This is a genomic window from Nocardia sp. NPDC052566 (assembly GCF_044547285.1).
In the GTDB taxonomy this organism is placed as follows: Bacteria; Actinomycetota; Actinomycetes; order Mycobacteriales; family Mycobacteriaceae; genus Nocardia.
The window spans coordinates 104,101-129,456 of sequence record NZ_JBIUAF010000005.1; the positions used below are offsets into that span (position 1 = coordinate 104,101).

Sequence of the window (25,356 nt, forward strand, 5' to 3'; positions counted from 1 at the left end):
GTTGGTCCGCACGACGCTAGGGACGCGGGGTCATGTCGCGGTTACGAGCGCGTTTGCCAATCGGTCGCTAGGCGCGTGCGAGCCTGCGGCAACAGTGGAGCCGACCCTGCGTTCGGGCCCGTAGCGTCGCGGTCGCCGTCGGTCGCTGTGGCCCCGGAGAACGCCCCTCGGTGACGGCGAGAACCTCGACGCCCCGTCGCGTGAGCGCACCGCTCAACGTGCCGAACCAGCGGCCCTGCCTGGTTCCGACGCCGTGATCCGGGACCACCAGCCGATGGGCCCCGGTCTCGTCCGCCACCGCGATCAACGCGGTCGCGAGCGAGCCGGAGACGACCCGCCGGACTACTCGGCGCACACCGCGCGCCCGCGCGGACTCGGCCGCGACCCGAAGGATCTCTTCCGCGGGTGTGCTGCCGTGCACCAGGTAGGCGTCCGCCCGGAGTACGGCGTCGGCGGTGCGCAGCTCACGGCGGTCGGCGACCGCGAAACTGCCGACGAGCAGCAGATCCGTATCCGCCGCGACGGCGATGGCGGCCGCCCGTGTGACCGCCCGATCCGACAGCGCGGACCCGTCGACGGCGACAACGACAGGGCCACACCGTGTTTCGAGGGTTTCCGAGCGGGACAACGAGTGTTCGACTAATGCGGTCATGGCATAAATCGTGCGCCGCGGCGGTGGTGCGACGGGACGACCGCGCGACTGAATTCCGGGTCAACCGAACGGTGGACACCGGATTCAGGTGTTCAACAGCCCGCGGTTCATGGCGGTGGTCACCGCCGCCGTCCGGTCCGACACGTCGAGCTTGTTGAACGCGCGCAGCAGGTGCGTTTTCACCGTCGCCTCGCTGATATGCAATTCCTGCCCGATCTCGGCATTGGTCCTGCCCTTCGCCACCCAGCGCAGCACCTCGATCTCGCGGGCCGACAGTGCCGGCTGCGCCGGCTCGCGCAGCCGCTGCACCAGGCGATCCGCGACCGACGGCGCCAGCACCGTCGCACCGCGCGCCGCCGCGCGGACCGCGTCGCCCAGTTCGGTGCGCGAGGCGTCCTTCAGCAGGTAGCCGGTCGCGCCCGCCTCCACCGCGCGCAGGATGTCCGCGTCGGTCTCATACGTGGTGACCACCAGGATCTTGGTCTCCGGGCGGATCGCGAGTATCCGCTCGGTCGCGGTCACGCCGTCCATTCCCGGCATGCGCAGATCCATCAGTACGACATCCGGGCACAGCGACGCGGCGAGTTCCACCGCCGCCGCCCCGGAATCGGCCTCGCCGCCGACGGTCAGATCGGGCTCGGCCTCGAGCATGCTGCGCAGGCCCTCCCTGACCATCGGATGGTCGTCGACCAGCATCACCGTGATCATCGCGGAATCTCGACCTCCACCCTGGTGCCACTGCCGCGCGCGCTCGACACCGCGACGGTGCCGCCGGCCTGCTCGACCCGTTCCCGCATGCCGCGCAGCCCGAAGCCGGTGGCGTCGTCCGGCGCGAACCCGATGCCATCGTCGGCCACCGACAGCCTGACCCCGGAATCCGCCGGCGCCAGCTCGACGACCACCGTCCGTGCCTCGGCATGCTTGCGCACGTTGGCGAAGGCCTCCTGCGCCGCGCGCAACAGCACCACCTCGCCCGCGGTGCCGATGTCCGGCAGGTCCGCGGCGACGTCGATCGTGACCGCGATACCGGTCTCCTCGGTCAGCCGATCGCCTTGGCGGCGTACGGAATCGACGAGCGAACCCGCTGCCAGCGCCGAGGGGGTCAGCTCGACCACCATCGACCGTGCCTCCGCCAGATTCTCTCGCGCGGTGGCGCCGATGAAGCCGATATGCCTGCGCGCCGCCGCCGGATCGCTGTCGACCTCCATCTCGGCCGCCTGCGCCAGCGCGACGATGCTGGTGAAGCCCTGCGCCAGCGTGTCGTGGATTTCGCGGGCCAGGCGCGCGCGTTCGGCCGACTGCCCGGCCTCGCGCGAGAGCCGGGCGGCCTCGGCCCGGCTGCGTGCCAGCTCGTCGAGGAGCACCGCCTGCTGTGCGCCTCGCTCGACGGCCACCCTGATCGCCGTGCCGATCACCGGGCTGGAGATCAGGCCGACGCCCGAGATCACCAGGGCCAGTGGCACATCGGGCCCGTGCACGCCCTCGGTCAGCAAGGCGAGCGCACCGGGGAGCACGCTGGCCACCGCCGCCGCGGCCAGCCCGGCGCGCAGCGGCAGCGCCAGATAGACCAGCGAGTAGACGACGGGCAGCACCGCGACCGCCGCACCGGCGAAACCGATCGCCACGGCGAACAGGGCCAGCACGCCGACAACGAATACCTCTGTGCGCCAGGTCAATTCCCGCCACAGGTAGAGCCGGTCCTGACCGTCGGCGCGGCCGCGGGCGAAGGCGAACGTCCAGGCCACGATGCTCGCCAGCGCGAGGATGGCGCCGAATCGGTTCGCCGGGAACTGCCGGTCGAGCAGGAACACCGCACCGGCGGTCGCGGCGCAGCCGATGACGACGAACCAGGCCCACAGCCGATACCAGATATTCGACCGTAGGAAGGATGTGGCCTCGGGACCGATCGTCGGCGCGCGATCCATGTCCCGACCATACCGCCCGGACCGGCGCCGACCTGGTACATCAGGGCGGCGCCGTCGAATACGTGCTCAGACGTGGGCCGGTGCGGTCACCGGCGCGGGGGACGGCATCGACGAGCTCGGGTGCGGCCGTCGCAGGAAGACCGCCCACGCCACGACCGCGCAGAGCACATAGAAGACCATGAACACCCAGAACGCCCTGGTCGCGGAATGCGTTGCGGCGTACGAGGATCGCAGCATCAGGTTGATGGCGACCCCGCCGAGCGCTCCGATCGCGCCGACGAAACCGATCAGCGCGCCCGAGGTGTTCTGCGACCAGGCCGCCTGAACGGCCGGAGTGGCCTGCAGGCTCTTGGATTTCGCGTCGAAGACCGACGGGATGATCTTGGTGACCGCGCCGTTGCCGATGCCGGACACCACGAACAGCGCGATGAACCCGATGACGAGCGCGACCATCACCCCGCCGCTCGGCACGTGCTTGTTGCCGTCGGCGACCGTGCTCGCGGTGGCCACCACGACCGTCGCCGCCATCATCGCCACGAAGCTCCACAGCGCCACCCGGCTGCCACCGAAACGGTCGGCCCATTTGCCGCCGTACGGCCGCGCCAGCGAACCGAGCAGTGGGCCGATGAACGCGATCTGCGCCGCGTGCAGCGCCGCGGCGGCCGCCGTCGCGCCGCCCGCCTTGAAACTGATCTGCAGCACCTGGCCGAAGGCGAAGCTGTAGCCGATGAACGAGCCGAAGGTGCCGATGTACAGGAACGCGATCGCCCACGCCTGCGGCACTTTCAGCGCGGTGACCATGTAGGACAGGTCCGCTTTCTGGTTGCGCACGTTGTCCATGCGCAGCGCGGCGCCGGTGGCCGCGATCACGATGAGCACCAGGTAGACCAGGCACACCGCCGAGGCGTTGCCGGAGGAGCTGCCGAGCACCGCGATGACGGCGAGGCCGATCAGCTGGATCACCGGAACGCCGAGGTTGCCGCCGCCGGCATTGAGCCCGAGCGCCCAGCCCTTGAGCCGCTGCGGATAGAAGACGTTGATATTGGCCATCGATGAGGCGAAGTTGCCGCCACCGAGTCCGGCGAACGCCGCCACGATCAGGAAGGTGGTGTACGAGGTGCCGGGCTGGTTGATGAAATACAGCGCGAGCAGTGCCGGAATCACCAGTGCGGTCGCGCTCACGATGGTCCAGTTGCGCCCGCCGAATTTCGCCGTCGCGACGGTGTAGGGGATGCGGAGCACGCCGCCGACGAGCGTCGGTACCGCACCGAGGAAGAATTTGCCCGCCGGATCGATATGGAACACATCGGTCGGCATGAACAGCACCATCACCGACCAGATCGACCACACCGAGAATCCGACGTGTTCGGCGAAGACCGACCAGACGAGATTGCGGCGGGCTATCTCCTTTCCGCCGTTCTCCCAGGCGTCGACGTCTTCGGCGTTCCAGTTCTCGATGTCGCGATTGCGCATCAGTGTGCTCAACGAGGCCTCCCAGAATTCGGTTGACCTCAAGGTAGGAAACGGGTGTTGCGGTCATGCTTCGCGCAATGTCGTCCGCGTCAATGGTTGCGCACCAATACCTTTCGGCCGATGTGAGATCACATCGCGCGCTTATTCATTGTGAGACAACAGGTTTCGTAATGGTCAGCGTCGAGCCGGCGGTGTGACCGGTGCCTCCCACGCGCGGGAGTAGCGGCGTTTGTCCGGCGGATCGATGGCCTTGGCCCGGTAGACGATGTACGGACGCGTGAGATAGCCGATCGGCGCGCTGAACATGTGCACCAGCCGGGTATACGGCCAAATGCCGATCAGCGTGAGCACGATTATCCCGTGCGCCTGGAAGGTCCAGGGTGTGCCGACCATCAATTCCGGTTCCGGATGCAGCGTGAAAAGGCTGCGGAACCACGGCGATACCGTCTCGCGATAGTTGTAGGTGCCCCACAGCAGATTGCTGCCGACGGTATTCAGCAGACCCGTGACGAGCGCGCCCGTGAGCAGGACGTACATGAGTTTGTCGTTGCGGGTGGTGGCCCGTCGCACCGCGGGCACGGTGCAGCGCCGGTACAGCAGGATCCCGATGCCCGCGACGACCGCGAGCCCGGCGATCGAGCCCGCCGAGACAGCGACCACGTGGTACAGGTGCTCGGAGATGCCGACGGCGTCGGTCCAGGACTGCGGGATGAGCACGCCGAGGACGTGCCCGCCGATCACGCCGAGCATGCCGAAGTGGAACAGCGGGCTGCCCAGCCGAAGCAGCTTGCTCTCGTAGATCTGCGAAGACCGTGTCGTCCAGCCGAATTGGTCGTTGCGGTAGCGCCACAGGTGACCGAGCGCGAACGAGGTGAAGGCGATGTAGGGCAGTATCAGCCACAGGCTCGAGCTCATCGGCGGCCTTCCGATCCGGCGAACAGGGTGGGATCCAGCGCGAAGGGGTCGAGCCCGACCTCTTCCTCGGGCGGGCCCGCCGCGGCGAGTTCGGCGATGCGCCGCCGGTCGGCGGTGGTCACCGGCGGCAGCGTCGCGAGTACCGCGCTGAGCAGGTGCGCGTAGGGAGAGTTGTTGTCCGACAGGGACAATCGCAGCAGCTCGAGCACCGGTACGTGCTCGCCGAGCAGCCGCTCGCCGCCGATCGGGTCGACCGTCGCCGCGAATTCCAGCAGCACCGGCAGATGGTCGGGCAGTTCGCGATCGCCGAGTTCGACGCCCGCGTGCCGATAGGCGTGCTTGAAGCGCAGTAGCGCCATGCCGCGCTTGCGGGTGTCACCGTAGGCGTAGAACGTCAGGTGCAGGCTGCTTCGCCTGCGCATGTCGAAGGTCTCGACATAGCGCGCGGCGAGTTCGATCGGCGCGACGGCGTCCAGATGTGCGAGGAACTCCACTAGCCGCGGCGCCACCGAATCCGGCAGAGCCATTGCGGCACTACGCAGTTCGCCGGTCATCGCCAAGGTCTCCGCCGCCGGATAGTCCAGCAGCAGCGCGGCGAGCCGCCACACCATCCGGCGATCCCGTTCGTCCATCCGCGCCACGGGTTCGACGCGGCGGCTCAGCTTCAGCAGTCCCATCATCGACCGCCGGACAGCGGGGTGGCCGGCTCGGCCGCCGTGCCGTTGGTGTGCGCGGGTGGCGGCAGCAGGCCGTCGGTGGAGTTCCCGTCCCAGTTCAGCAGGTTGATCCGCGTCGACTTCTGCTCCGGCGCCGCGTCATTGGCGTCGGTGAGGTGAAACTTCTCCGCCATGGCGTCGAAAGCCGTCATGCCCGGCCCGCCGTCGGTGTCGAGGCTGCATCCGGTGGCCAGCGAATCCAGTTCGTGCGCACGGGTTCCCGCGCCCGTCGGGATGACGTAGCGATGCTCGTATTTGGCGATGGCGAGCAGCCGGTACATCGCCTCGATCTCCTCCGGCGCCAGCCCGGTCGACGGCGCGATGGCGGGATCGGGCTCCTCGCCCAGATTGACCGACCGCATGAACGAGCGCATCCCCGCAAGCCGCTGCAGCGCGGCGCGCACCGGGCCGATATCGCCCGCCGTGAACAGCTCCGCCAGGTACTCGATCGGGATGCGCAGCGCGTCGATGGCACCGAACAGGTTCGCGGCGTCCTCGCCGTCGTGGCCGGTCTCGGCGAGCACGTCCACCACCGGGGACAGCGGTGGCACGTACCAAACCATCGGCATGGTGCGATACTCCGGATGCAGCGGCAGCGCGATCTGATAGTCGACGATCAGCTTGTAGATCGGCGAATCCTGGGCCGCCTGAATCCAATCCGGCGAGATGCCCGCCTGTTCCGCCGCCGCGACGACCCGCGGATCGTGCGGATTCAGGAACACCCCGAGCTGGGCCGGATACAGATCCTTGTCCTCGGTCACCGAGGCCGCCTCGAGCACCTTGTCCGCGTCGTAGAGCATGACGCCGATGTAGCGCAGCCGCCCGACGCAGGTTTCCGAGCACACCGTGGGAATGCCCGCCTCCACCCGCGGATAGCAGAAGGTGCACTTCTCGGCCTTGCCGGTCTTGTGGTTGAAGTAGATCTTCTTGTACGGGCAGCCGGTCACGCATTGACGCCAGCCACGGCACTTGTCCTGGTCGACGAGCACGATGCCGTCCTCGGCGCGCTTGTAGATCGCGCCGGACGGGCAGGACGCGGCACACGACGGATTCAGGCAGTGCTCGCAGATGCGCGGCAGATAGAACATGAAGGTCTGCTCGAACTCCAGCTTCACCTGCTCGGAGAGCCGGGCGAGCAGCGGATCCTTGCCGACCTGCTCCGGACCCGACCCGAGATCGTCGTCCCAGTTGGCGCCCCAGGTGACCTTGGTGTCCTCGCCCGTGATCAGCGATTTGGGCCTGGCCACCGGGACGGTGTCCATCGGCGGCGCGGACAGCAGGTTGTCGTAGTCGTAGCTCCACGGCTCGTAGTAGTCCGACACCGTCGGCAGGTCCGGATTGGCGAAGATATTGAGCAGCCGCTTCATTCGTGAGCCCGACTTCAGGGTCAGCTTGCCGCGCTTGGTGAGCGTCCAGCCGCCCTTCCACTTCTCCTGATCCTGGTACTGCCGCGGATAGCCCTGTCCAGGACGGGTTTCCACATTGTTGAACCAGACGTATTCGGTGCCGCCGCGATTGGTCCACGCCTGTTTGCAGGTGACGCTGCAGGTGTGACACCCGATGCATTTGTCCAGGTTCATCACCATGGCGAGCTGTGCCATGACACGCATGTCAGTACTCCACTTCCTGCGAGCGGCGGCGAATGGTTGTGACCTCGTCGCGCTGATTTCCGGTGGGGCCGTGGTAGTTCAGCGCGAAGGACTGCTGGGCGTAGCCGCCGATCAGGTGCGAGGGTTTGATCATGATGCGGGTCAGCGCGTTGTGGATGCCGCCGCGTTTGCCGCGCGCGTCGTCTACCTGGGGGCGGCGGTCGGCGGAGCCGACGGGGTGGGTAGGCGCCGCCGTTCCTTCGATGCGCGGCACGTCGACGGCCCGGTCCTGCGCGTGATACATGAACACCGTGCCCTCGGGCATCCGGTGCGACACGATCGCCCGGGCGACGACGATGCCGTTGCGGTTGATCGCCTCGATCCAATCGTTGTCGGCCACACCGATCTTCGCGGCGTCGCGCTCCGACATCCAGATCGACTGACCGCCGCGCGAGAGCGTGAGCATGTGCAAGTTGTCCTGGTAGGCGGAGTGGATCGACCACTTCGAATGCGGGGTCAGATACCGGACGGTGACGCCGTTCTCGCTGACCTGGCCGACGCCGGGCTCGCTGAACAGCGCCGTCATATCCAGTGGCGGACGGAAGATCGGCAGCTGCTCGCCGAGCTCGATCATCCAGTCGTGATCGAGGTAGAAGTGCTGGCGGCCGGTGAGGGTGTGCCACGGCTTGAGCCGCTCGGTGTTGATGGTGAACGGCGAATACCGGCGGCCGCCGGTCTCACTGCCGGACCATTCCGGTGAGGTGATCACCGGCACCGGGCGCGATTGCGTGTCGGCGAAGGTGATTCGCTTGCCCTCGTGTTCGGCGGCCAGATCGGCCAGCCGCGTGCCGGTGCGCCGCTCCAGCGCCTCGAAGCCCTCGACCGCGAGCCTGCCGTTGGTGGTGCCCGACAGCGCGAGAATGGTCTCGGCGGCGTGGGTGTCCTTGGCCAGGGACGGACGACCCTGCGCCACACCGGAAACCACGGTCCCGTTGACACCGGCGAGGTAGCCGACCTCGACATCGGGATGGGTGGTGACACCCTTGGTGGTCACGCCGAGGCTGTCGACGAGCGGGCCGAGCGCCGCCATCTTCTCCGCGATCTTGGCGTAATCACGCTCGACGACAACGAGTTTGGGCATCGTCCGCCCCGGGATCGGCTCGCACTCACCGGCTTTCCAGTCCAGCACCCGGCCGCCTGCCTGCGCGAGCGCGTCCGGCGAATCGTGCTGTAACGGCACCGCGACGACGTCCTTGCGTGTCCCGAGATGCTTCTCGGCCAGCCAGGAGAAGCCGCGCGCGAGGCGGTGGAAGGCGTCGAAATCGGTTCTGGCCTCCCACGGCGGCGCGATGGCGGGGGAGAAGGCGTGTACGAACGGGTGCATATCGGTGGAGGACAGATCGTGCTTCTCGTACCAGGTGGCCGCGGGCAGCACGATATCGGAGAACAGGGTGGTCGAGGTCATCCGGAAGTCCAGCGAGAGCAGCAGATCGAGCTTGCCGGTCGGCGCTTCGTCGCGCCACACCAGTTCCTGCGGCCGCACGCCGGTGGCGTCGGTGGTCTGCAGGTTCGAGTCCGCGCCGAGCAGATGCCGGTGGAAGTACTCGTTGCCCTTGCCGGAGGAACCGAGCAGGTTCGCCCGCCACACGGTGAGCACGCGCGGGAAGTTCTCCGGCGCATCGGGATCCTCGCAGGCGAAGCGCAGCCTGCCCGCCTTCAGTTCGTCGACGATATGGTTCGGCGCCTCCTTGCCCGCGGCCGCGGCCTCGTCGGCCAGATCGAGCGGATTGCGGTCGAACGTCGGATAACTCGGCATCCAGCCGAGCCTGCTTGCCAGCGCGATATTGTCCGCGGCGGTCCGGTTCGCGAACTTGCCGCGGCCGAGCGGTGAGGCGAAGGTCTCGGCGGTGAACGGGTCGTAGCGCCACTGGTCGTTGGTCAGATACCAGAACACGGTGCCCTGCATCTGCCGTGGCGGCCGCTGCCAGTCCAGGCCGAAAGCCAGTGTGGACCAACCGGTTACCGGCCTGCACTTCTCCTGGCCGACGTAATGCGCCCAGCCGCCGCCGTTCACGCCCTGACAGCCGGTGAGCAGCGTGAGGGTGAAGAACGCGCGGTAGATCTGATCGGAATGGAACCAGTGGTTGGTGCCCGCGCCCATCAGGATCATCGACCGGCCGCCGGAACGGTCGGCGTTGTCGGCGAATTCGCGCGCGATCCGCGCGGCCTGCACTGCGGGAACACCCGTGATGGTCTCCTGCCAGGCGGGCGTGTACGGCTCGGCCGCATCGTCGTATCCGCTCGGCCACCGACCGGGCAGCCCGTCGCGCGCGACGCCGTATTGCGCGAGCAGCAGGTCGAATACGGTCGTCACGGTCTTACCCGCGAGCGTCATCGTGGGGACACCGCGCACCACCGTCGCGGGCGCATCGGTGTCGAAGCGCGGCAGCCGCAGCTCGGCAGTGCGGCGGCCGGGCAGGTCGTATACCGACAGCAGCGGATCGACGCCGTCGAGATCGAGGTTCCACTTACCCGCGTCCTCGGCGCCGAATCGGTGGCCGAGTGATCCGTTGGGTACCACCGGATCTCCGGTGGCGTCGAGCAGCACCATCTTGTGCTCGGCGCCCGGCCCGGTGTGGCCGAGATCGGCGGCGGTCAGGAACTTCCCCGGCACGGTGCCGTCACCGCGGTAGTCGCCGTCGGCGGTCCAGCCGCCGTGCTCGTCGAGGCAGATCAGGAACGGCAGATCGGTGTAGCGCTTGATGTAGTCGAGGAACCGCGGTGTCGGCTTGTCGACGAAGAATTCCTTGAGCACCACGTGCCCCATCGACATGGCAAGCGCCGCATCGGTTCCCGGTCGCGCAGGCACCCACTCGTCGGCGAACTTCGTATTGTCGGCGTAGTCGGGGGAGACCACGACCACCTTCTGGCCGCGGTAACGCGCCTCGGTCATGTAGTGCGCATCGGGTGTGCGGGTCACCGGCACGTTCGAGCCCCACATGATCAGATAGCTCGCGTCGAACCAGTCCGCCGATTCCGGCACGTCGGTCTGGTCGCCGAACACCTGCGGCGAGGCGACCGGCAGATCGGCGTACCAGTCGTAGAACGACAGCATCGAGCCGCCGAGCAGCGAGATGAACCGGGCGCCGACGGCATGGCTCACCATCGACATCGCGGGAATGGGGGAGAACCCGGCCACCCGGTCCGGGCCGTACTTCTTGATCGTGTGCACGTGCGCGGCGGCGGCGATCTCGGTCGCCTCCCACCACTCGGCGCGGACGAATCCGCCCTTGCCGCGAGCGGCCTTGTACTGCTTCGCTTTCGCCGGATCCTCGACGATCGACTCCCACGCCAGCACCGGATCCTTGAGCCGCTGCTTGGCTTCCCGGTACATCTCCAGTAGCACCCCGCGCACGTACGGGTAGCGGACCCGTGCGGGGGAGTAGGTGTACCAGGAGAACGAGGCGCCGCGCGGGCAGCCGCGCGGCTCGTATTCGGGCTTGTCCGCGCCGACCGAGGGATAGTCGGTCTGCTGCGACTCCCAGGTGATCACGCCGTCCTTGACGTAGATCTTCCACGAGCACGACCCGGTGCAGTTCACGCCGTGGGTCGAGCGCACCACCTTGTCGTGCGACCAGCGGTCACGGTAGAACTCGTCCGCGGACCGGCCGCCGACCTTGTGCACGCTGCGCTGGTCGGCCGACACCTCGCCACGCTGAAAATATTTCCCGAGACGTAACAGCGCATCGCTGTCGACAGTCGGGTCGCTCGGCGCGGAACCCTGGATTCGCGAAGGCACCATGAGGGGACTGTAAGTAGCCGCGCACGGGTGGCAAAACGGTTGCCTCACAACCCAAAACCGCACGTGGAGAGCAGTGAGGTCGACGCAATCTGGCAGTCATGACCTCGCTGCTCGCCCGTTGCGGCCGCCACGCACTGACGTGGCGATTCACCCGCGGCACCGCTATGAGCAGGGCATTCGGCGGGGTGCTCGCCCGCTGTCTGTGAAGCTTTAGAAACCGCTCGTTCTCTCGCGCTTTACAATTGTTAACACGTCATGCAGGGCCTCGTCGCCGTCGAGTATCGACCGGTGCAATTCCTGGGCCGCGGAACTCGGGTCGAGCCCGAGGTCGTGTTGCAGCCGGGAGCGCAGCACCTGATAGGCCAGCAGCGCGTCGGCCCGGCGACCGCTGCGGAAATAGGCGAGCATCAGCTGGCGATAGAACGCCTCGTGCAGCGGATGCTGGCAGACCAGGCGTTGCAGCGGTCCGGTCAGTTCGCGATGCTGTCCCATCGTCATCATGCTGTCGGCGAGGGTCTCCTTGCAGTCGAGCCGCGTTTCGTCCAGCCAGGTGTAGAGGCTGGTGAGCACGGGACCCTGGACGTACGGCGGTTTGCCGGTGCCCCGTGAGCGGCGTAGTGCGCTGCGCAGCAACGGAATCGCCTTGTCGTGCTGCTGGGCCGCCGCGTATTCGCGCCCGCGCCTGACCTCCTCGCGGAAGTCGTGCAGATCGGTGCGGTCGGCGGGCACGCGGAGCTGATAGCCCGGTTGTACCGTGACGATCGGCTCCGCCGCCGGGTCGAGTGCGCGCAGCCGTTTGCGCAATTGCGAGATGTATACGTGCACAGTCGCATTCGCGCGGATCGGTGGGTCCTGCTGCCATATCTCGGTAGTCAGCCGCTGCACCGAGACGACCTTGCCGACATTCGCCATCAGCGTCAGCAGAACTATTTCCACCTTCGGCGCCGAGAAATACATCGGCTCGCTCGCCGTTGCTTTCCTGATCTGCACACGTCCGAACAATTCAAATCTCACTACGGCACATTCCTTTTCACGCATAAGTCGGCTCTGTGCAGGTATCCGAAGTGGCCGCGATGGGCCGGGTCGACTGCTACACGTGGGAGGCGCCGTCGCGGTCGCCATCGGCGGTGGCCGGGGCCCCGCGGAGGGGCCGAGTGCGCGGATAGTGGCGCGGGCGCCCGGCGGAACGCCGAAACCTGTTCCGGAAGAACGTGATTCGCGCGTCGGCGGCGGCGTTCCTCATACCTGTCCTCTCCGGCGTGCCGACTGGCGATGCGGCATTGTTCTCATCGGCCCTGGCGACAATACTACGGACGGGCCCGAGCGTCACTATTGTGCTGAACCTTATCAGTGCTTCCGCCTGGAATAATCAGGGCGTCACTTTGGCGGGTCTGATATTGTCAACTTTTTGACCAATTGCCGGATGCTTGCTGTGAGCACTGCTGTTTAGTAGCGCTTTAGGTGCGGGGTTGCCGTGCGATATAAACCTCGTCTATCGTCGGATTTCGTCACCGCGACCCCGTCTGTGGGCGCCCTATTGCTGGATTCGAGCGAGTCGGCGGTAGCTGCGCAGCGGTGCGGTCACCTACCGAGACTTAGGGATGGTATGCGAATTCTTCTGCGCGGCGTGCTTGCCGGTGCCGTCGTCCTCGCTGGTCACGCCGCGATCGCGACCGGGCCTGCGCACGCGACGCCCGCGGGCGGGATCACCGCCACCACGCTCACGGCCTTCACCGCGGGCAACACCGACTACACCCTGCGCGAGCTGACGATCGCGCCCGGCGGCAGCACCGGCTGGCACTTCCACGACGGCAACCTCTACGGCGTGATCCGCAGCGGCACGCTGACCCACTACGACTCGTCCTGCAAGGTCGACGGGACGTACGGGCCCGGCGCCACGATCGCGGAGCCGAGCGGGCACGGATACACCCACATGGGCCGCAATATCGGCACCGAGCCGGTCGTGCTCGACGTGCTCTACGTGCTGCCCAAGGGCAGCCCGCTGTTCGAGGACGCGCCGAACCCGGGCTGCCCCTTTGCGTGATCGATGCACCAGTCGTTCGTTCCGGCGGATATCGGCTATGGCGGTGGGGGCGCTGCTGCTGCTCGCGCCGCACGTTCCGGCCGCTGCCACCGAGGGGTCGGCGGCCGGAACGGGAAAGGCGTTCGACGAGACGCGCTTCCTGCCCGATCCCTCGGGTGACCCGTATCTGGATCAGCGATTCACGACGACGAACGCGATGGCCAACGGCACGATTCTGGCGTCCAGGCCGGTCACGATCGGTGCGCCGCTGGCGCTCACCTCGCACTTCTCGGCATGGCAGATCTGGTTCAAATCGACCGACGCCGACGGCGCGCCGATCGCCGCGTTGACCACGGTGCTGAAACCGGCGGGCTGGAACGGCAGGATCGTGAGCAACAACTTCGCGATCGACGGGCTCGGCGCCGCCTGCAATCCCTCCTACCAGCTGACCCACACGTTCTCGATCGAAGCGCCCGATGTGACGAGGCAGCTGCTCGACCGGGGCTACGCGGTGGTGATGACGGACTATCAGGGACCGCGGATGGCGTACGGGCACGGGCCGACCGAAGGCCGGGAGGTGCTCGACGGGATCCGGGCCGCGCTGCGATCGCCGGACGCCGGACTGTCGGGACCCGTCGCGCTGCTCGGGTACAGCGGTGGCGGCATCGCCACCGTGTGGGCGGCGCAGCTGCATCCCACCTATGCCCCCGAGCTCGACCTGGTCGGCGCGGCCGCCGGCGGCGCGCCGACCGATCTCGGACTGCTGCCCGCGACGATGGACGGGAAGCCGCCCGCCTCGGCCTTCTACCTCATGGGTGCGTTCGGCGTCGCGCGCGCGACACCGGAAGCGCTGCGATTGCTGAGCCCGGTCGGCGCGGAGCTGGCGGCCCGGTTCAAGAACTCGTGTGTGCACGCCGGACTGCTGTTCGGTCCGGCGCCGATTCCGATCGGTGCGCTGACCGATGGATCCCCGTATGACACCGATATCGCGAAAGCCATTCTCCGCGATACCCGTGCCGGACAGCAGGCGCCGCGAATACCGATCTATTTCTGGCACGGCATCGATGACGAATTCATTCCGCTGTCGGGTGTGCGGAATCTGGCGCAGGAATGGCGGGCCCGCGGCGTCGACGTGACGTTGGACGAGCTGTCCTGCGGCGGGCATGTGACATGTGCATTCGTGCCGAATGGAATTCAGGCGGTCGACCGCTGGCTGGCCCCGGCGCCTGCCGGATAAATCCGGCAGGGCCGTGGGTGTGGCTATTCGATGGTCGCCAGCCGTTCGAGCCCGGCCAGCGTCTCGGCGCAGGCGCAGGCGAGTTCGGTGCCCTTCTCGGCGAGGTGATCGAGGAAGAAGGCGCGGTGGTCGTTGTGCTCGTGGAAATGGTGCGGCGTGAGCACCCCGGAGAATATCGGTGTGCCGGTGTCGAGTTGCACACGCATGAGGCCGCCGATGACCGCGTCGGCGACGAACTCGTGCCGGTAGATGCCGCCGTCGACGACCAAACCGCAGGCCGCCACCGCCTCGTAGCGCTGTGTCTCGATCAATCGCCTTGCGTGCAAAGGGATTTCGAAGGCGCCGGGAACTCCCCAGACATCGATGCCCGAATATCCCTGCCTGCCCATCTGCTCCACGAACGTCTCGACCATCCGGTCGACGAGTCCGGAGTGCCAGCGCGCGGCCACCACCGCGATCCTCGGTGAATGTGCTGTTTCCATAAGTGATCCAGTCGTTTTCGGCGGTGAATTCTGTGTTGTCGGCGCCGATTGAACCGGAGGATCTCGCCGCTGTCAATCAACGCTTGATAGTTGTATTACGTTGTGCGGCAACCGCTCTTGAGATATTCGGCCTGTCTAAAGGCGCGGCAAAGGCAGCGGTATCGGCGGTTGAATTCGGTGTCGATCGGGATAGTGTGGATGGGTAACCCGGCGCATTCGTGGCCGATGATTTCTTTGGCCCGCAGGGCCGGATAGGATTGGTTCGCCGATGTCGCCGCAGCCCACTGATATTCGGGGGCGGGTACTGGCGATCCGGATCGTTCAGCTCGCGCTCGGTGTCGTGCTGATACTCGGCTGGGAACTGGCGGCGCGTTACGGCGTCGTCGACGAGTTCTTCTTCTCCCGGCCCAGCGATATCGCCGTTCGCCTCGGCGACTGGTTCGGGTCCGGTGCGATCTGGCGGCATCTCGCTGTCACCGCGGTGGAGGCCGCGCTGGCCTTGGGCATCGGCGTCGCATCCGGAATGCTCATCGGATTCGCCTTGGCCCGAACGCGATTCGTCGCCGCGGTGGTCGAACCGTATGTGCGGATGGGCAATGCGCTGCCGCGGGTGGTGCTCGCCCCGATCTTCCTGCTCTGGTTCGGGCTCGGCATCTGGTCGAAGGTCGCGCTCGGCGTTTCGCTGGTCTTCTTCATCGTCTTCTTCAATACCTACCAGGGCGTGCGCGACGTCGAGCGGGTGCTCGTCGACAACGTGCGGATGCTCGGCGCGAACGAGCGGCAGTTGCTCCTGCATGTGCTGCTGCCGAGCGCGCTCACCTGGATCCTCGCCAGCCTGCGGCTCAGTGTCGGCTTCGCGCTGATCGGTGCGGTGATCGGGGAATACCTCGGCGCCTCCCGCGGCGTCGGCTATCTGATCTCGCAGGCGGAGGGGACATTCGACACCACCGGGGTGTTCGCGGGCATGGCCGTGCTGTGCGCCGTCGTGGTGGTGATCGACCTCGCAATCAACCGTGCCGAACGCTATCTCCTTCGCTGGAAGCCCGTCCACGGCACGGCGTCTATGAAAGGGCATTGATCGATGAGAAGGCGCAGATGCGCGGCCGTGCTCGTGGCGGCGGTCCTGGTGCTGGCACTGGGTGGCTGTGTGCGGAAAACCGATGCGGGCCAGCGCATCACCATCGGAGTCGGCGGGCAGACCTTGCCGGTCTACCTGCCGCTGACCTTGGCCGAGCGCCTGGGGTACTTCGGCGAGGAGGGGCTGTGGGTCGACATCCAAGGCCTACAGGGCGGCTCGAAAGCCTTGCAGGCGTTGGAGGGCGGCAGCCTCGACGTCGTCGCGGGCTACTACGACCACACGATTCAGATGCAGGCCAAGCGCCGGGCGCTGACCTCGTTCGTGACGATGCTCAATCGACCCGAGATCGTGCTCGCGGTCTCACCGGCGGCGAGTAAGCCGATCACCTCGATCGCCGACCTCGCCGGTGCGAATGTCGGTGTCAGCGCGCCGGGTTCGTCCACCGACTTCTTTCTGAAGTATGTGCTGAGCAAGCACGGCGTCGCGGCCGACGCGGTCAGCGTGCAGGCGATCGGCACCGCGGCGACCGCCGTCGCGGCGATGGAGCACGGGCGCGTCGACGCGGCGGTGATGGTCGATCCCGCGTTCTCGACGCTGCAGCAGCGTGCGGGCGCGGACAAGGTCACGATCCTGCTGGATTCGCGCAGCGGCGAAGGCGTCGAGCAGACCTTCGGTGTCGCGAAATACCCTGCGTCGGTTCTGTATTCGACGCGCGCGTGGCTCGACGACAACGGTCAGGCCGCCACCAGGCTCGCCACGGCGATCGTGCGGGCGCTGCGCTGGATCCAGCAGCATTCCGCCGAGGAGATCGCCGCGCGGATGCCCGCGGAGTTCGCGCAGGACAACCGGGGGGTCTACGTGGAGACCATCGCCAAGATCAAGTCCGGTTTCTCGGACGACGGCGTGATGTCCGCCGACGGCGCCGAGGCCGTGCGCAAGGTGCTCGCCCAGTTCGACCAGGCCGTCGCAGGCGCCGAGATCGACCTGTCCCGCACCTACTCCAACGACTATCTGCCCGGCGGAGATCGGGGCTGAGAGGGATATATGGAACGGCGTATCTTATTGACCCTGCTCGCCGCGGGTGCGTTCTCGTTGGCGGCCGGTTGTTCGGCCGAGGCCGAGGAGAGCGATCGGCTGACGCCGACTCGGGCGCCGAGTCCGGCCGCGGCCCCGGCCGATCCGGTGATCCGTCACCTGCGTGCCGATCGCCCGGCGCCGACCGGCGTGGTGTCCTCGATTCCCGGCAAGGGCAACAACATCGCGCTCACCATCGACGACGGCACCGACGCGGAAGTCGTTGCGGCCTATGTTCGTTTCGCGAAGGACAGCGGTGCGCGGTTCACCTTCTTCGTGACGGCCTGCTACGACTCGTGGACGGTCAACAAGGCGCTGCTGCGGCCGCTGGTGGACAGCGGCCAGATCCAGCTCGGGAACCACACCTGGGATCACCCCGATCTGACCGGCCTGTCGGCGACAGATGTCGCCGCACAACTCGAGCGGACGAAGACGCTGCTGCGCAACAACTTCGGCGTCGACGGGACACCGTTCTATCGTCCGCCGTACGGATATCGTGACGCCCGTGTCGACGGCATCGCCGCCGATCACGGCTACACCGTGCCGACCATGTGGTACGGCACGCTCGGCGATCACCGCATCATCACCGAGCGGGATCTGGTGGACAACGCCAGAAAGTATTTCACCGCCCAGTCGATCGTCATCGGGCATGCCAATCAGAAGCCGGTCACCCGGGTCTACGACCAGCTGCTACGGATCATCCACGAGCGGAACCTGAAGACGGTCACGCTCGCCGACGTCTTCGGGCCGCGGCATTGAGCGCCGTGGCCTTCGAGGCACAGGGCGTGTCCAAGGCCTTTCTGGCCGGGCGGCAGCCGTTGTGGGCGTTGCGCGATGTGTCACTCGAGGTGGCGCCGGGGTCGTTCACCTGCATCGTCGGGCCGTCGGGATGCGGAAAGTCCACGCTGCTGCGGATATTGGGCGGGCTGGACACCCCGAGCTCGGGGCGGGTGGTGATGCCGGAGGCGAACGGCCGGATTCCGGCCTCGGCGTTCGTGTTCCAGGAGCACGGGGTGTTCGAGTGGTTGAACGTCTTCGACAACATCACCTTCGGCTGCCGGATGGCCGGGATGCGCTGGGCGGAGTACACGGTGCGGGCACGGGAGTGGATCCAGCGGACCGGTCTGCGCGGATTCGAAAGGGCGTACCCGCATCAGTTGTCCGGCGGCATGCGGCAGCGGGTCGCGCTGGCGCGGGCCTTCGCCCTCGACGCACCCGCGCTACTGATGGACGAACCGCTCGGTGCGCTGGACGCGCAGACCCGATTGCTCATGCAGGAACAGCTCGTCGACCTGTGGGAAGCCGAACGCAAGACCGTTGTGCTTGTCACGCACAGCATCGAGGAGGCACTGCTCCTCGGCGATCGGGTCATCCTGATGTCGGCGCGGCCAGGCCGGATCAAAGACGAACTGACGGTTCCCTTTCCGCGCCCGCGGCGGTTGGCGCTCGAGCGGACCCCCGAATTCGGTGCGTTGCGGCATCGGATCTGGGCGGCGCTGCGGGAAGAGGCCGAGATGTCGGCGTTGGCCCGATGAGTACGGGGATCGAGGTCCACCTGGCCGGAGAGCGTCGGCGGCGTCGGCGCGATGTGCTGCTCGCGGTGGGCACGCCGATCGTGGCGCTGGCCGCCTGGCAGCTCGCGGCATGGGCGGATCTCATTGATGCCCAGCTGTTTCCGCCGCCGTCGGCGGTCGTGGCGAAGTGGTTTCAGCTGATGGGCAGCGGCGAGCTGCTCATGCATGTGAACGCCACGATGGGACGGCTGTCGATCGGCTACCTCTGCGGTGCGCTGGGTGGTGTCGCCGTCGGTGCGGCCATGGGGTGCTGGCGTCCGGTCGCCGCGGCGCTCGGGCCGCTGTTCTCCGCCTTGTACGCGCTGCCGAAGGTGGCCGTACTCCCGCTGCTGCTCCTGATTTTCGGGTTGACGGAGACACCGAAGATTCTGTCGGTGGCGATCACGGTGTTCTTCGTGCTCCAGATCAACACGCTGGCCGGTGTGCGCCAGATCGATCCTCGCACAAGGGAAGCGGCCAGGGCCTATCGGGCGACGGGCTGGCGTTCGCTGTGTTTCGTGCTGCTTCCCGCCTGCCTGCCCGCGATATTCACCGGCCTGCGGGTCGCGGCCGGTCTCGGGATCGCGGTCGTCATCGCGGTCGAATTCGTCGCGGCCAACAGCGGTATCGGTTATTTGATCTGGAACTCATGGCAGCTGTTCCAGCCCGAACGCATGTATGCCGGGCTGCTGACCGCCGCGCTGCTCGGCGCGGGGATCACCGGTTTTCTCGCCGCCCTGGAGTTCCTCGCCATGCCGTGGCGCCATGGGCAAGCCAAGTAAGTATTCGCTCGAGATCAGAGGAATGATCGTGAAACGTTTTCTTTCCGTGCTTATTCCGGTCTTCGCGTTGATCGTCGCCGGTTGCGGCGGTAAGACGCAGGAGACCGGCTCGGCGACCAGGGTGACCGTCGCCCACGTCCCGTCCACCTTGTTCGCGCCGCTGTATGTGGCCCAGGCGAAGGGATATTTTGCCGAGGAGGGGATCGACGTCGATCTGCAAACCATCAAGGCGGGCCAGGATGCCGTCCCTTTGGCGGCGGCCGGCAAGGTCGACGTGGTCGTTGCCGGGTTTTCGGCCGGGCTGTTCAACGCCGTGCACAGCGGCTTGTCGCTGAAGGTGGTGGGGTCCATGGGCATTGCAACCGGGGACCCGAAGGCTTCGCCTACCGCACTGGAGGTGTCGAAGAAGCTGGTGGACGCGGGCGAGGTGCGGTCGGTGACCGATCTGCGCGGGCGCAAGGTGGCGGTGTCCGGCGGCCCGGCCGCGGCGGGCGGCTACCAGTTGGCGACGGTGCTCGCGCAGTCCGGGCTTTCGCTGCGCGATGTGCAGATCGTCAATATCGCCATACCGGATCAGCGGACCGCGCTGGCCAACGGCGGTGTGGACGCCGCGCTGGCGCCCGCGCCGTTCACGACCAAGATGGAGCAGGCCGGTGTCGCGGTGCCGCTGGCGGTACCGGCCGATGGCACCTCGGCGACGGGCGTCATCTTCGGTGGAAGATTCGCCGAATCCGATGCGGCGCAACCGTTCTTCCACGCGCTACAGCGGGCGAGCCGGGATCTGCAAGGCGCGGCGGCCACCTCCCCGGAGAACCTGACCATCCTCGCGAAGGCCACCGGCCAAGACCTCGCGGTGCTCGAATCCGTCCCCTCGTACCGGTGGCGACCGGACCTGAGCCCGGACACCGCCCAGCTGACCGCGCAACAGCAGATCTACCGCGACGCCGGTCTCCTCGACTACACCGATCTCATCCCGGCGGATACCTACGTCTCGACCACTTTCTCCGGGACCTAGCCGCCGTAGAGGCGAATGAAGTCCTGGGTCGGGTCGACGGCGGGCACGGTGTAGCTCGACGAGCTACCGTCGACGTGGGTTTCCTCGACGTAGTGGGTGGGCTCGGCGGGCAGGTGGCGCCATCGGGCGCGTGGATCATCAACCTGCTCTCGGTCACTGTTCGACGACATGATGCCCCCTCCGGAATCGTGTCACCACACCATACCGATCGAAGGCATTCTCGGCCACGGGTGGGCATTCCGGGTGTTCTCGGTGCACGGCGCCCGTGCGGCTCAGGGCTGGCCACCGTTGAGCCATTGGCGTTTCAGGCGCCAGTGGTTGTCCCACCAGGCGTTGACGATCGCGGGGTCGGCGTTGAGCGGAGGTGGTGGTGATTCGCCGGGGAAGAGCCAATTGCTGTCCGGCGCACCGATTGTCGTCGGGGTGGGTGGTGGGCTCGATGGCTCGGGCTTGGTCTGTTCGGTGGGGGTTTCCTCCGTCGAGGGTGACGGGGTCGGTCGAACAGGTGCGGGGGTGTGCTTTGCCGGGGTCGGCCGGACAACCGGTGCGGGTGGGTCGGCCGGTGGGTCCGGTTCGGGCTCGCTTTCGCTGGCTATCGGTGCCGGTGCCGGTGCCGGCGGCGGTGCCGGCGGCGGTGCAGGCGGCGGTGGAGAGGTTGTTGTCGGATCGGCGGGTGGTGCGATGACCGAAGCCGGTGCGGGACGGGCGGCTTCGGGAGCAGCCGGGCCGGTGTGGTGCTGCGCCAGCAGGAAACCGGATGCGCCGAACAGCACGGTGACGGCCGCCGCGCTCAATAGTCGTCCCGTGCGCCGACTTTCGATCGGGGCCCGCGGTGGCTCGGTCCGGCCCGCGACCGCCAGCGCCGCGCCCCGTGTGGCCGCGCTGACGGTATCGGGGACCACCGTCACCGGCGCGTCGAATCCCCGGTGGAGTACCGCCGCGATATCGGGGTGATCCGCCGAGGCACCGCACAGGAGGACCGCGTCGGGACGCGCGGCGTTCGGTTCCAGCATCAGCCGGATGCGGACGACGGCCTGCTCCGCGGTTTCGGTGTCGACGATGCCGAACGGCCAGGAGTCCGATGTCAGGATGCCGGTGCGGCGCCGGTCGACCACCAGGTACGAGGTGTGGTGCTCGACGGCATCCAGCACGAGCACGGTGCCGTCGAGCCCGGTCAGCTCCCGAAGGACGGCGAGCAATGCCTGGCGGACCGAAACAAGCGATGCCGCGGCCCAGGTGCCCGTGGCGAGATGCGCGATGGCCGACCGGCGTTCGGCGACCGTGCGATACATGACGCCGACGTCGTCGACGGTGGTATCCGGTGGCGCCGCGGCGGTGAGCTCGTCGAGTACGTCCGTGATCGCCTCGATGGGCACACCGCCGTCGACCCGTCGTGCGGCTGCACCGATAACCGTTGCGTGCCGCGCGCCCGGTGTCGAGAGCAGCACCCCGCGCACCACTGTCCGCTCCACGGAAACTCCGGCAGTGGCCATGGTGCCCCACCTCTGCTAGACAACACCTTCACCACTTGTTCGTAGCGAACGAGCCCAGCGATTGAGCAAACGTCCAATTAGTTTGTTGTCACCCGAGTTTGACGACGACGATGGGAGTACTGGTCGGCTGTGGCGAGCCGCCGGACGGCTCGATGGTCATGGCCAGCGCGTCGGCCGGGTCGAACCGCGTCACCACCGGCGCACCGGAGCCCGGCAGGTCGGCGAGTACTCCCGCGGAGCGCGGCGATCCGGTCTGCGGCACCAGCCACAGCTGGTAGGAACGCCCGGCCGTCGGCGCGGGCACCGAGGCGAACGAGACTGCGGCAGCGCGCAATCCGGCCGAGGTGTACACCGTCATCGTGCCGCCGCCCGCGATCGGTTCGGACAGCGTCCTGGTATCGGGCTGTTCCAGCACCTGCTGCGCGGTCAGCTGTGACGCGGGGTGCTCGGTGGACCTGACGACGACCACCGCGACGCCGATGCCGATGGCGGCGAGTACCGCGGCGGCGGCCGCGAGCCACCGCGTCCGCCTCGGTATCCGGCGGAACCGTTGTGCGGTACCGGGTTCCGACTCGTCGATAGCGCGCAGGATCGCCGCTTCGACCTCGGGCGGTGGTGCGATGGAGTCGAATACCGTGACGGCGACCATGGTTTCGTGGATATCGCGGACGGCGTCGGTGAACTCGGCGTTCGCCTCGGGCTCGGCGGCCTGCAGGCGCACTTCGATGGCATCGCGTTCGGTGTCCGTCACCGCGTCGAGCGCATAGGGAACGGCCAGGTCGAGCAGCTCATCACCGGTTGGCTCGGTCATCAGTTCGCACCCCCGCCCAGACAGGTCGCGAGCCGTTTGAGCCCGTCACGGATCCGGGTCTTGATCGTCGAGAGCGGCACCTCGAGGTGATCGGCCACCTCGCTGTAGGTGCGGCTGCCGTAGTAGGTGAGCGCGACGGCCTCGCGCTGGAGCGCGGTCAACGTCGTCAAACAGCGGATCACCGATTGTTCCTCGAGTCGCTGGGTGACCTCTTCGGACACCATGTCGTGGTCGCGCCCCAAATGCGTGTGCCCGTACATGATCTCGCGGTCGGTCGCCGACTGCTGGGCACGCACCCGGTCCACCGCCCGGCGATGGCTCAGCATCAGCAGCCAGGCGATCGGGCTCAGCCGCGTGCTGTCGTACCGGTCGGCGATCGACCACACCTGCAGGTACACCTCCTGGGTGACCTCCTCGGCCGCGGGCTGATTGCGGACGATGCGCCTGGCCAGGCCGAAAACGCGGTGGCTCGTCTCGCGATAGAACTCGGTGAATGCCTCGCGGTCGCCCGTGGCCGCCGCTTCGATCAACTCGACGAGCCGTTCACTCGACTCGATCGTGTCGTGGTAGTTCCGCTCATCAGTCATTCGGCACGCCTCGAGACCGGTCGGTAACGAAAACTGTTCCGGGTGAGTGTATCTCGGGCAAATCGCGCCCGTAGATCATTTCATGATCAGACCAAACCGGGCCGGTGACCGTCACGAACTCCGTTGCATTGCTCACTGCAGGACCTGACGGCCGTCTCTATGGAAGCGATAGGCGCCATCCGTGTCATGGAACTGAGGACCCGGCATGACATTTCACCCGGAACCGAGCTCGATCCGTCCGCATTTCGACGGGATTTCACCGGCTACGACAGCCGCTCGCACACGAAGATCAATGGAATTGCTCGCCGCGGTGGCCGCGAAGGACCGCGACGCGTTCACCGAGTTCTATCGCGACACCAGCCACCGCGTATTCGGCCTGGCCGTGCACATATTGCGCAATCGCCTGATGGCCGAGGAGATCACCCAGGAGGTATATCTGCAGGTGTGGACGACCGCCGACCGCTACAACAAGACCATGTCCTCCCCGCTGGGCTGGCTGCTGATGCTGACCCACCGGCGCGCGGTCGACCGGGTACGTGCCGAGCAGGCCGCGGCGAGCCGTGACACCGTATGGGGCTACACCTCGGTCGGCATCGATTGCGACACCGTTGTCGAAGAGGTCGACCAGCACCTCGACGAACAGGCCGTCACCGCATCGCTGTCGGTGCTGACAGCGATACAGCGAGAGGCCATCGCGCTGGTCTACTACGGTGGCCGCACCTACCCCGAGGCCGCCGCGTACCTCGGGGTGCCGTTACCGACCGTCAAGAGCCGCATCCGCGGTGGCCTCAAACGACTCCAGACCTGCCTCACCCAGATGTAAGACGTCGGCGTCAGGTGACGATGCGGAGAGGGGTCTCCAGGAGTTCCTTCAGGTGGGAGAGGAACTGGGCGGCGACGGCGCCGTCGATGGCGCGGTGATCCGCGGACAGGGTGACGCGCAGGATCTTCCGGGTCACGATCTCGCCGTTGTCGAGGCGCAATTCGTCGGCCGCCGCGCCGACCGCGAGGATCGCGGACTCCGGCGGGTTGATGACGGCCGTGAAGTGCTCGATGCCGAACATGCCGAGATTCGAGATGGTGAAGGTGCCGCCGGACATCTCGTCGGCGCGCAGCTTGCGGTCGCGGGCGCGGGTCGCCTTGTCGCGGCCCTCGGTCGCGATCGCGGAGACGCTCTTGCCGTCGGCGTCGCGGATCACCGGGACCAGCAGACCGGCCGGGGTGGCGACCGCGATGCCGAGGTGGATTCCCTTGTGGCGCAGCAGCTTGTCACCCGCGAAACTGACGTTGACCGAGGGGTTCTTGCGCAGGGTGGTGGCGACCGCCTTCACGAGCAGGTCGTTCACGCTGACCTTGCCCTCGCCCGCCGCCTCCAGGGTCTGGTTGATCTGTGCGCGGAAGGCGAGCAGGTCGGTCACATCGATCGCGCTGGTCAGATAGATATGCGGCGCCTGCTGCTTGCTCTCGGTGAGGCGGGTCGCGGAGAGGCGCTGGATGGTGGTGAGGGGGATTTCCTCGTAGTCGTCCGAGGCCGGGATGCTTTGCGGGGCAGGGGTGCCGGCCGATGACGCCGGAGCCGCTGCGGTGCTTGTGGCCGAGGGTGCGGGCGCAGCCGCCGCGGCAGGCATATTGCGGTGCGCCGCTTCGACATCCTGCCGGGTGATCCGCCCCGCGGGGCCGGTGCCGACCACGGTGGCGATGTCGACGCCGAGCTCACGGGCGATCTTGCGCGCCAGCGGCGACGACTTCTTCCGCTCGCCAGGCTGGGCGTCCTGCTCGATATCCGCCGAAGCGGCGTGTGTCCCAGCCGTTCCGGACACCGGGTCGGCGGCCACGGGAGCTGCCTCAGCGGCAGGCGACGCGGAGCCGGCCGAGGTCGGCTGCGTCGCGGGCGTCGCCGCGCTCGCACCGCTACCGTCGCCGACGATCGCGATCGGCTCACCGATCGGCACGCGCGCGCCCGGCTCGGCGATGATCCGCTCGAGCACACCGTCCTCGTACGCCTCGAGCTCCATGAGCGCCTTGTCGGTCTCGATCTCGGCGAGCACCTCACCGCGGGTGACCTTGTCGCCGACCTGCTTCATCCAGGCGGAGACGACCCCGTCCTCCATGGTGTCGGAGAGCCGGGGCATCGTGATTTCGGGCATTG

The 25,356-nt window shown here is 67.4% G+C and carries 24 protein-coding genes; 9 read left to right on the forward strand and 15 right to left on the reverse strand.

Features of this window, described 5'->3' with window-relative positions; translation table 11 throughout:
- Positions 1-67 precede the first annotated feature (67 nt).
- The 9 genes from ACIG5A_RS25415 to ACIG5A_RS25455 form a co-directional block, all read right to left on the reverse strand.
- Entirely contained in the window at positions 68-652 is a 585-nt protein-coding gene (locus ACIG5A_RS25415; protein WP_397244191.1) for a universal stress protein, read from the reverse strand.
- Between the two features lie 84 nt (positions 653-736).
- Complete coding sequence (locus ACIG5A_RS25420; protein ID WP_397244193.1) at positions 737-1,360, reverse strand: response regulator; 624 nt, start codon at positions 1,358-1,360, stop codon at positions 737-739.
- Positions 1,357-2,577, reverse strand: a complete 1,221-nt coding sequence (locus tag ACIG5A_RS25425) for a sensor histidine kinase (RefSeq protein ID WP_397244195.1) — start codon at positions 2,575-2,577, stop codon at positions 1,357-1,359. Before ACIG5A_RS25425 ends, ACIG5A_RS25420 begins: the two co-directional genes overlap by 4 nt.
- Positions 2,578-2,643: 66 nt before the next feature.
- Positions 2,644-4,050 carry an MFS transporter gene (locus ACIG5A_RS25430; protein ID WP_397245886.1) on the reverse strand — a complete coding sequence of 469 codons (1,407 nt, stop codon included), beginning with the start codon at positions 4,048-4,050 and terminating at the stop codon, positions 2,644-2,646.
- Positions 4,051-4,224: 174 nt separating this feature from the next.
- The gene (gene narI, locus ACIG5A_RS25435; protein ID WP_397244197.1) at positions 4,225-4,965 is read right to left on the reverse strand and encodes a respiratory nitrate reductase subunit gamma; all 741 of its coding nucleotides are present in this window, start codon (positions 4,963-4,965) and stop codon (positions 4,225-4,227) included.
- Entirely contained in the window at positions 4,962-5,642 is a 681-nt protein-coding gene (gene narJ, locus ACIG5A_RS25440) for a nitrate reductase molybdenum cofactor assembly chaperone (protein ID WP_397245888.1), read from the reverse strand. Before narJ ends, narI begins: the two co-directional genes overlap by 4 nt.
- Complete coding sequence (gene narH, locus ACIG5A_RS25445) at positions 5,642-7,282, reverse strand: nitrate reductase subunit beta (protein ID WP_397245890.1); 1,641 nt, start codon at positions 7,280-7,282, stop codon at positions 5,642-5,644. The genes narJ and narH overlap by 1 nt, the downstream gene beginning before the upstream one ends.
- 10 nt (positions 7,283-7,292) lie before the next feature.
- Positions 7,293-11,072 carry a nitrate reductase subunit alpha gene (locus ACIG5A_RS25450; protein ID WP_397244199.1) on the reverse strand — a complete coding sequence of 1,260 codons (3,780 nt, stop codon included), beginning with the start codon at positions 11,070-11,072 and terminating at the stop codon, positions 7,293-7,295.
- Positions 11,073-11,282: 210 nt separating this feature from the next.
- Positions 11,283-12,086 (reverse strand): BTAD domain-containing putative transcriptional regulator, encoded by an 804-nt coding sequence (locus tag ACIG5A_RS25455; protein ID WP_397244201.1) that lies wholly within the window; start codon positions 12,084-12,086, stop codon positions 11,283-11,285.
- 592 nt (positions 12,087-12,678) lie between these two features.
- On the opposite strand from ACIG5A_RS25455, the gene ACIG5A_RS25460 reads away from it, so the two are divergent.
- Complete coding sequence (locus ACIG5A_RS25460) at positions 12,679-13,116, forward strand: cupin domain-containing protein (RefSeq protein WP_397244203.1); 438 nt, start codon at positions 12,679-12,681, stop codon at positions 13,114-13,116.
- A gap of 37 nt (positions 13,117-13,153) precedes the next feature.
- Entirely contained in the window at positions 13,154-14,332 is a 1,179-nt protein-coding gene (locus ACIG5A_RS25465; protein WP_397244205.1) for a lipase family protein, read from the forward strand.
- Between the two features lie 23 nt (positions 14,333-14,355).
- Here ACIG5A_RS25465 and ACIG5A_RS25470 read toward each other — a convergent pair whose 3' ends face one another.
- Positions 14,356-14,814 (reverse strand): 6,7-dimethyl-8-ribityllumazine synthase, encoded by a 459-nt coding sequence (locus tag ACIG5A_RS25470; protein WP_397244207.1) that lies wholly within the window; start codon positions 14,812-14,814, stop codon positions 14,356-14,358.
- A gap of 268 nt (positions 14,815-15,082) precedes the next feature.
- Here ACIG5A_RS25470 and ACIG5A_RS25475 point away from each other — a divergent pair, with 268 nt between their 5' ends.
- Genes ACIG5A_RS25475 through ACIG5A_RS25500 form a run of 6 tightly spaced genes read left to right on the forward strand, consistent with a single transcriptional unit; the run spans position 15,083 to position 20,316 of the window.
- The gene (locus ACIG5A_RS25475; protein WP_397244209.1) at positions 15,083-15,892 is read left to right on the forward strand and encodes an ABC transporter permease; all 810 of its coding nucleotides are present in this window, start codon (positions 15,083-15,085) and stop codon (positions 15,890-15,892) included.
- Between the two features lie 3 nt (positions 15,893-15,895).
- A complete protein-coding gene (locus ACIG5A_RS25480; RefSeq protein WP_397244211.1) occupies positions 15,896-16,927 on the forward strand; it encodes an ABC transporter substrate-binding protein in 1,032 nt (343 codons plus the stop codon).
- 9 nt (positions 16,928-16,936) lie between these two features.
- The gene (locus ACIG5A_RS25485) at positions 16,937-17,725 is read left to right on the forward strand and encodes a polysaccharide deacetylase family protein (RefSeq protein ID WP_397244213.1); all 789 of its coding nucleotides are present in this window, start codon (positions 16,937-16,939) and stop codon (positions 17,723-17,725) included.
- A 26-nt stretch (positions 17,726-17,751) separates the two neighbouring features.
- Positions 17,752-18,501, forward strand: coding sequence for an ABC transporter ATP-binding protein (locus ACIG5A_RS25490; protein WP_397244215.1), 750 nt, complete (start codon positions 17,752-17,754; stop codon positions 18,499-18,501).
- Entirely contained in the window at positions 18,498-19,301 is an 804-nt protein-coding gene (locus ACIG5A_RS25495) for an ABC transporter permease (protein WP_397244217.1), read from the forward strand. Before ACIG5A_RS25490 ends, ACIG5A_RS25495 begins: the two co-directional genes overlap by 4 nt.
- A gap of 28 nt (positions 19,302-19,329) precedes the next feature.
- Positions 19,330-20,316, forward strand: coding sequence for an ABC transporter substrate-binding protein (locus ACIG5A_RS25500; RefSeq protein WP_397244219.1), 987 nt, complete (start codon positions 19,330-19,332; stop codon positions 20,314-20,316).
- Here ACIG5A_RS25500 and ACIG5A_RS25505 read toward each other — a convergent pair.
- The 4 genes from ACIG5A_RS25505 to sigK all read right to left on the reverse strand — a co-directional run bounded on the left by ACIG5A_RS25505 (position 20,313) and on the right by sigK (position 23,207).
- Positions 20,313-20,486, reverse strand: a complete 174-nt coding sequence (locus ACIG5A_RS25505; protein ID WP_397244221.1) for a hypothetical protein — start codon at positions 20,484-20,486, stop codon at positions 20,313-20,315. The genes ACIG5A_RS25500 and ACIG5A_RS25505 overlap by 4 nt on opposite strands.
- A gap of 102 nt (positions 20,487-20,588) precedes the next feature.
- On the reverse strand, positions 20,589-21,809 hold the full coding sequence (locus ACIG5A_RS25510) for a hypothetical protein (RefSeq protein WP_397244224.1): 1,221 nt from the start codon (positions 21,807-21,809) through the stop codon (positions 20,589-20,591).
- 88 nt (positions 21,810-21,897) lie between these two features.
- On the reverse strand, positions 21,898-22,620 hold the full coding sequence (locus ACIG5A_RS25515) for an anti-sigma factor domain-containing protein (RefSeq protein WP_397244226.1): 723 nt from the start codon (positions 22,618-22,620) through the stop codon (positions 21,898-21,900).
- The gene (sigK, locus tag ACIG5A_RS25520) at positions 22,620-23,207 is read right to left on the reverse strand and encodes an ECF RNA polymerase sigma factor SigK (RefSeq protein ID WP_397244229.1); all 588 of its coding nucleotides are present in this window, start codon (positions 23,205-23,207) and stop codon (positions 22,620-22,622) included. Before sigK ends, ACIG5A_RS25515 begins: the two co-directional genes overlap by 1 nt.
- 292 nt (positions 23,208-23,499) lie before the next feature.
- Here sigK and ACIG5A_RS25525 point away from each other — a divergent pair, with 292 nt between their 5' ends.
- Positions 23,500-24,030, forward strand: coding sequence for a sigma-70 family RNA polymerase sigma factor (locus ACIG5A_RS25525; protein ID WP_397244231.1), 531 nt, complete (start codon positions 23,500-23,502; stop codon positions 24,028-24,030).
- A gap of 10 nt (positions 24,031-24,040) precedes the next feature.
- Here the strand turns inward: ACIG5A_RS25525 and ACIG5A_RS25530 are convergent, their stop codons facing one another.
- Entirely contained in the window at positions 24,041-25,354 is a 1,314-nt protein-coding gene (locus ACIG5A_RS25530) for a dihydrolipoamide acetyltransferase family protein (protein ID WP_397244233.1), read from the reverse strand.
- Positions 25,355-25,356 lie beyond the last annotated feature (2 nt).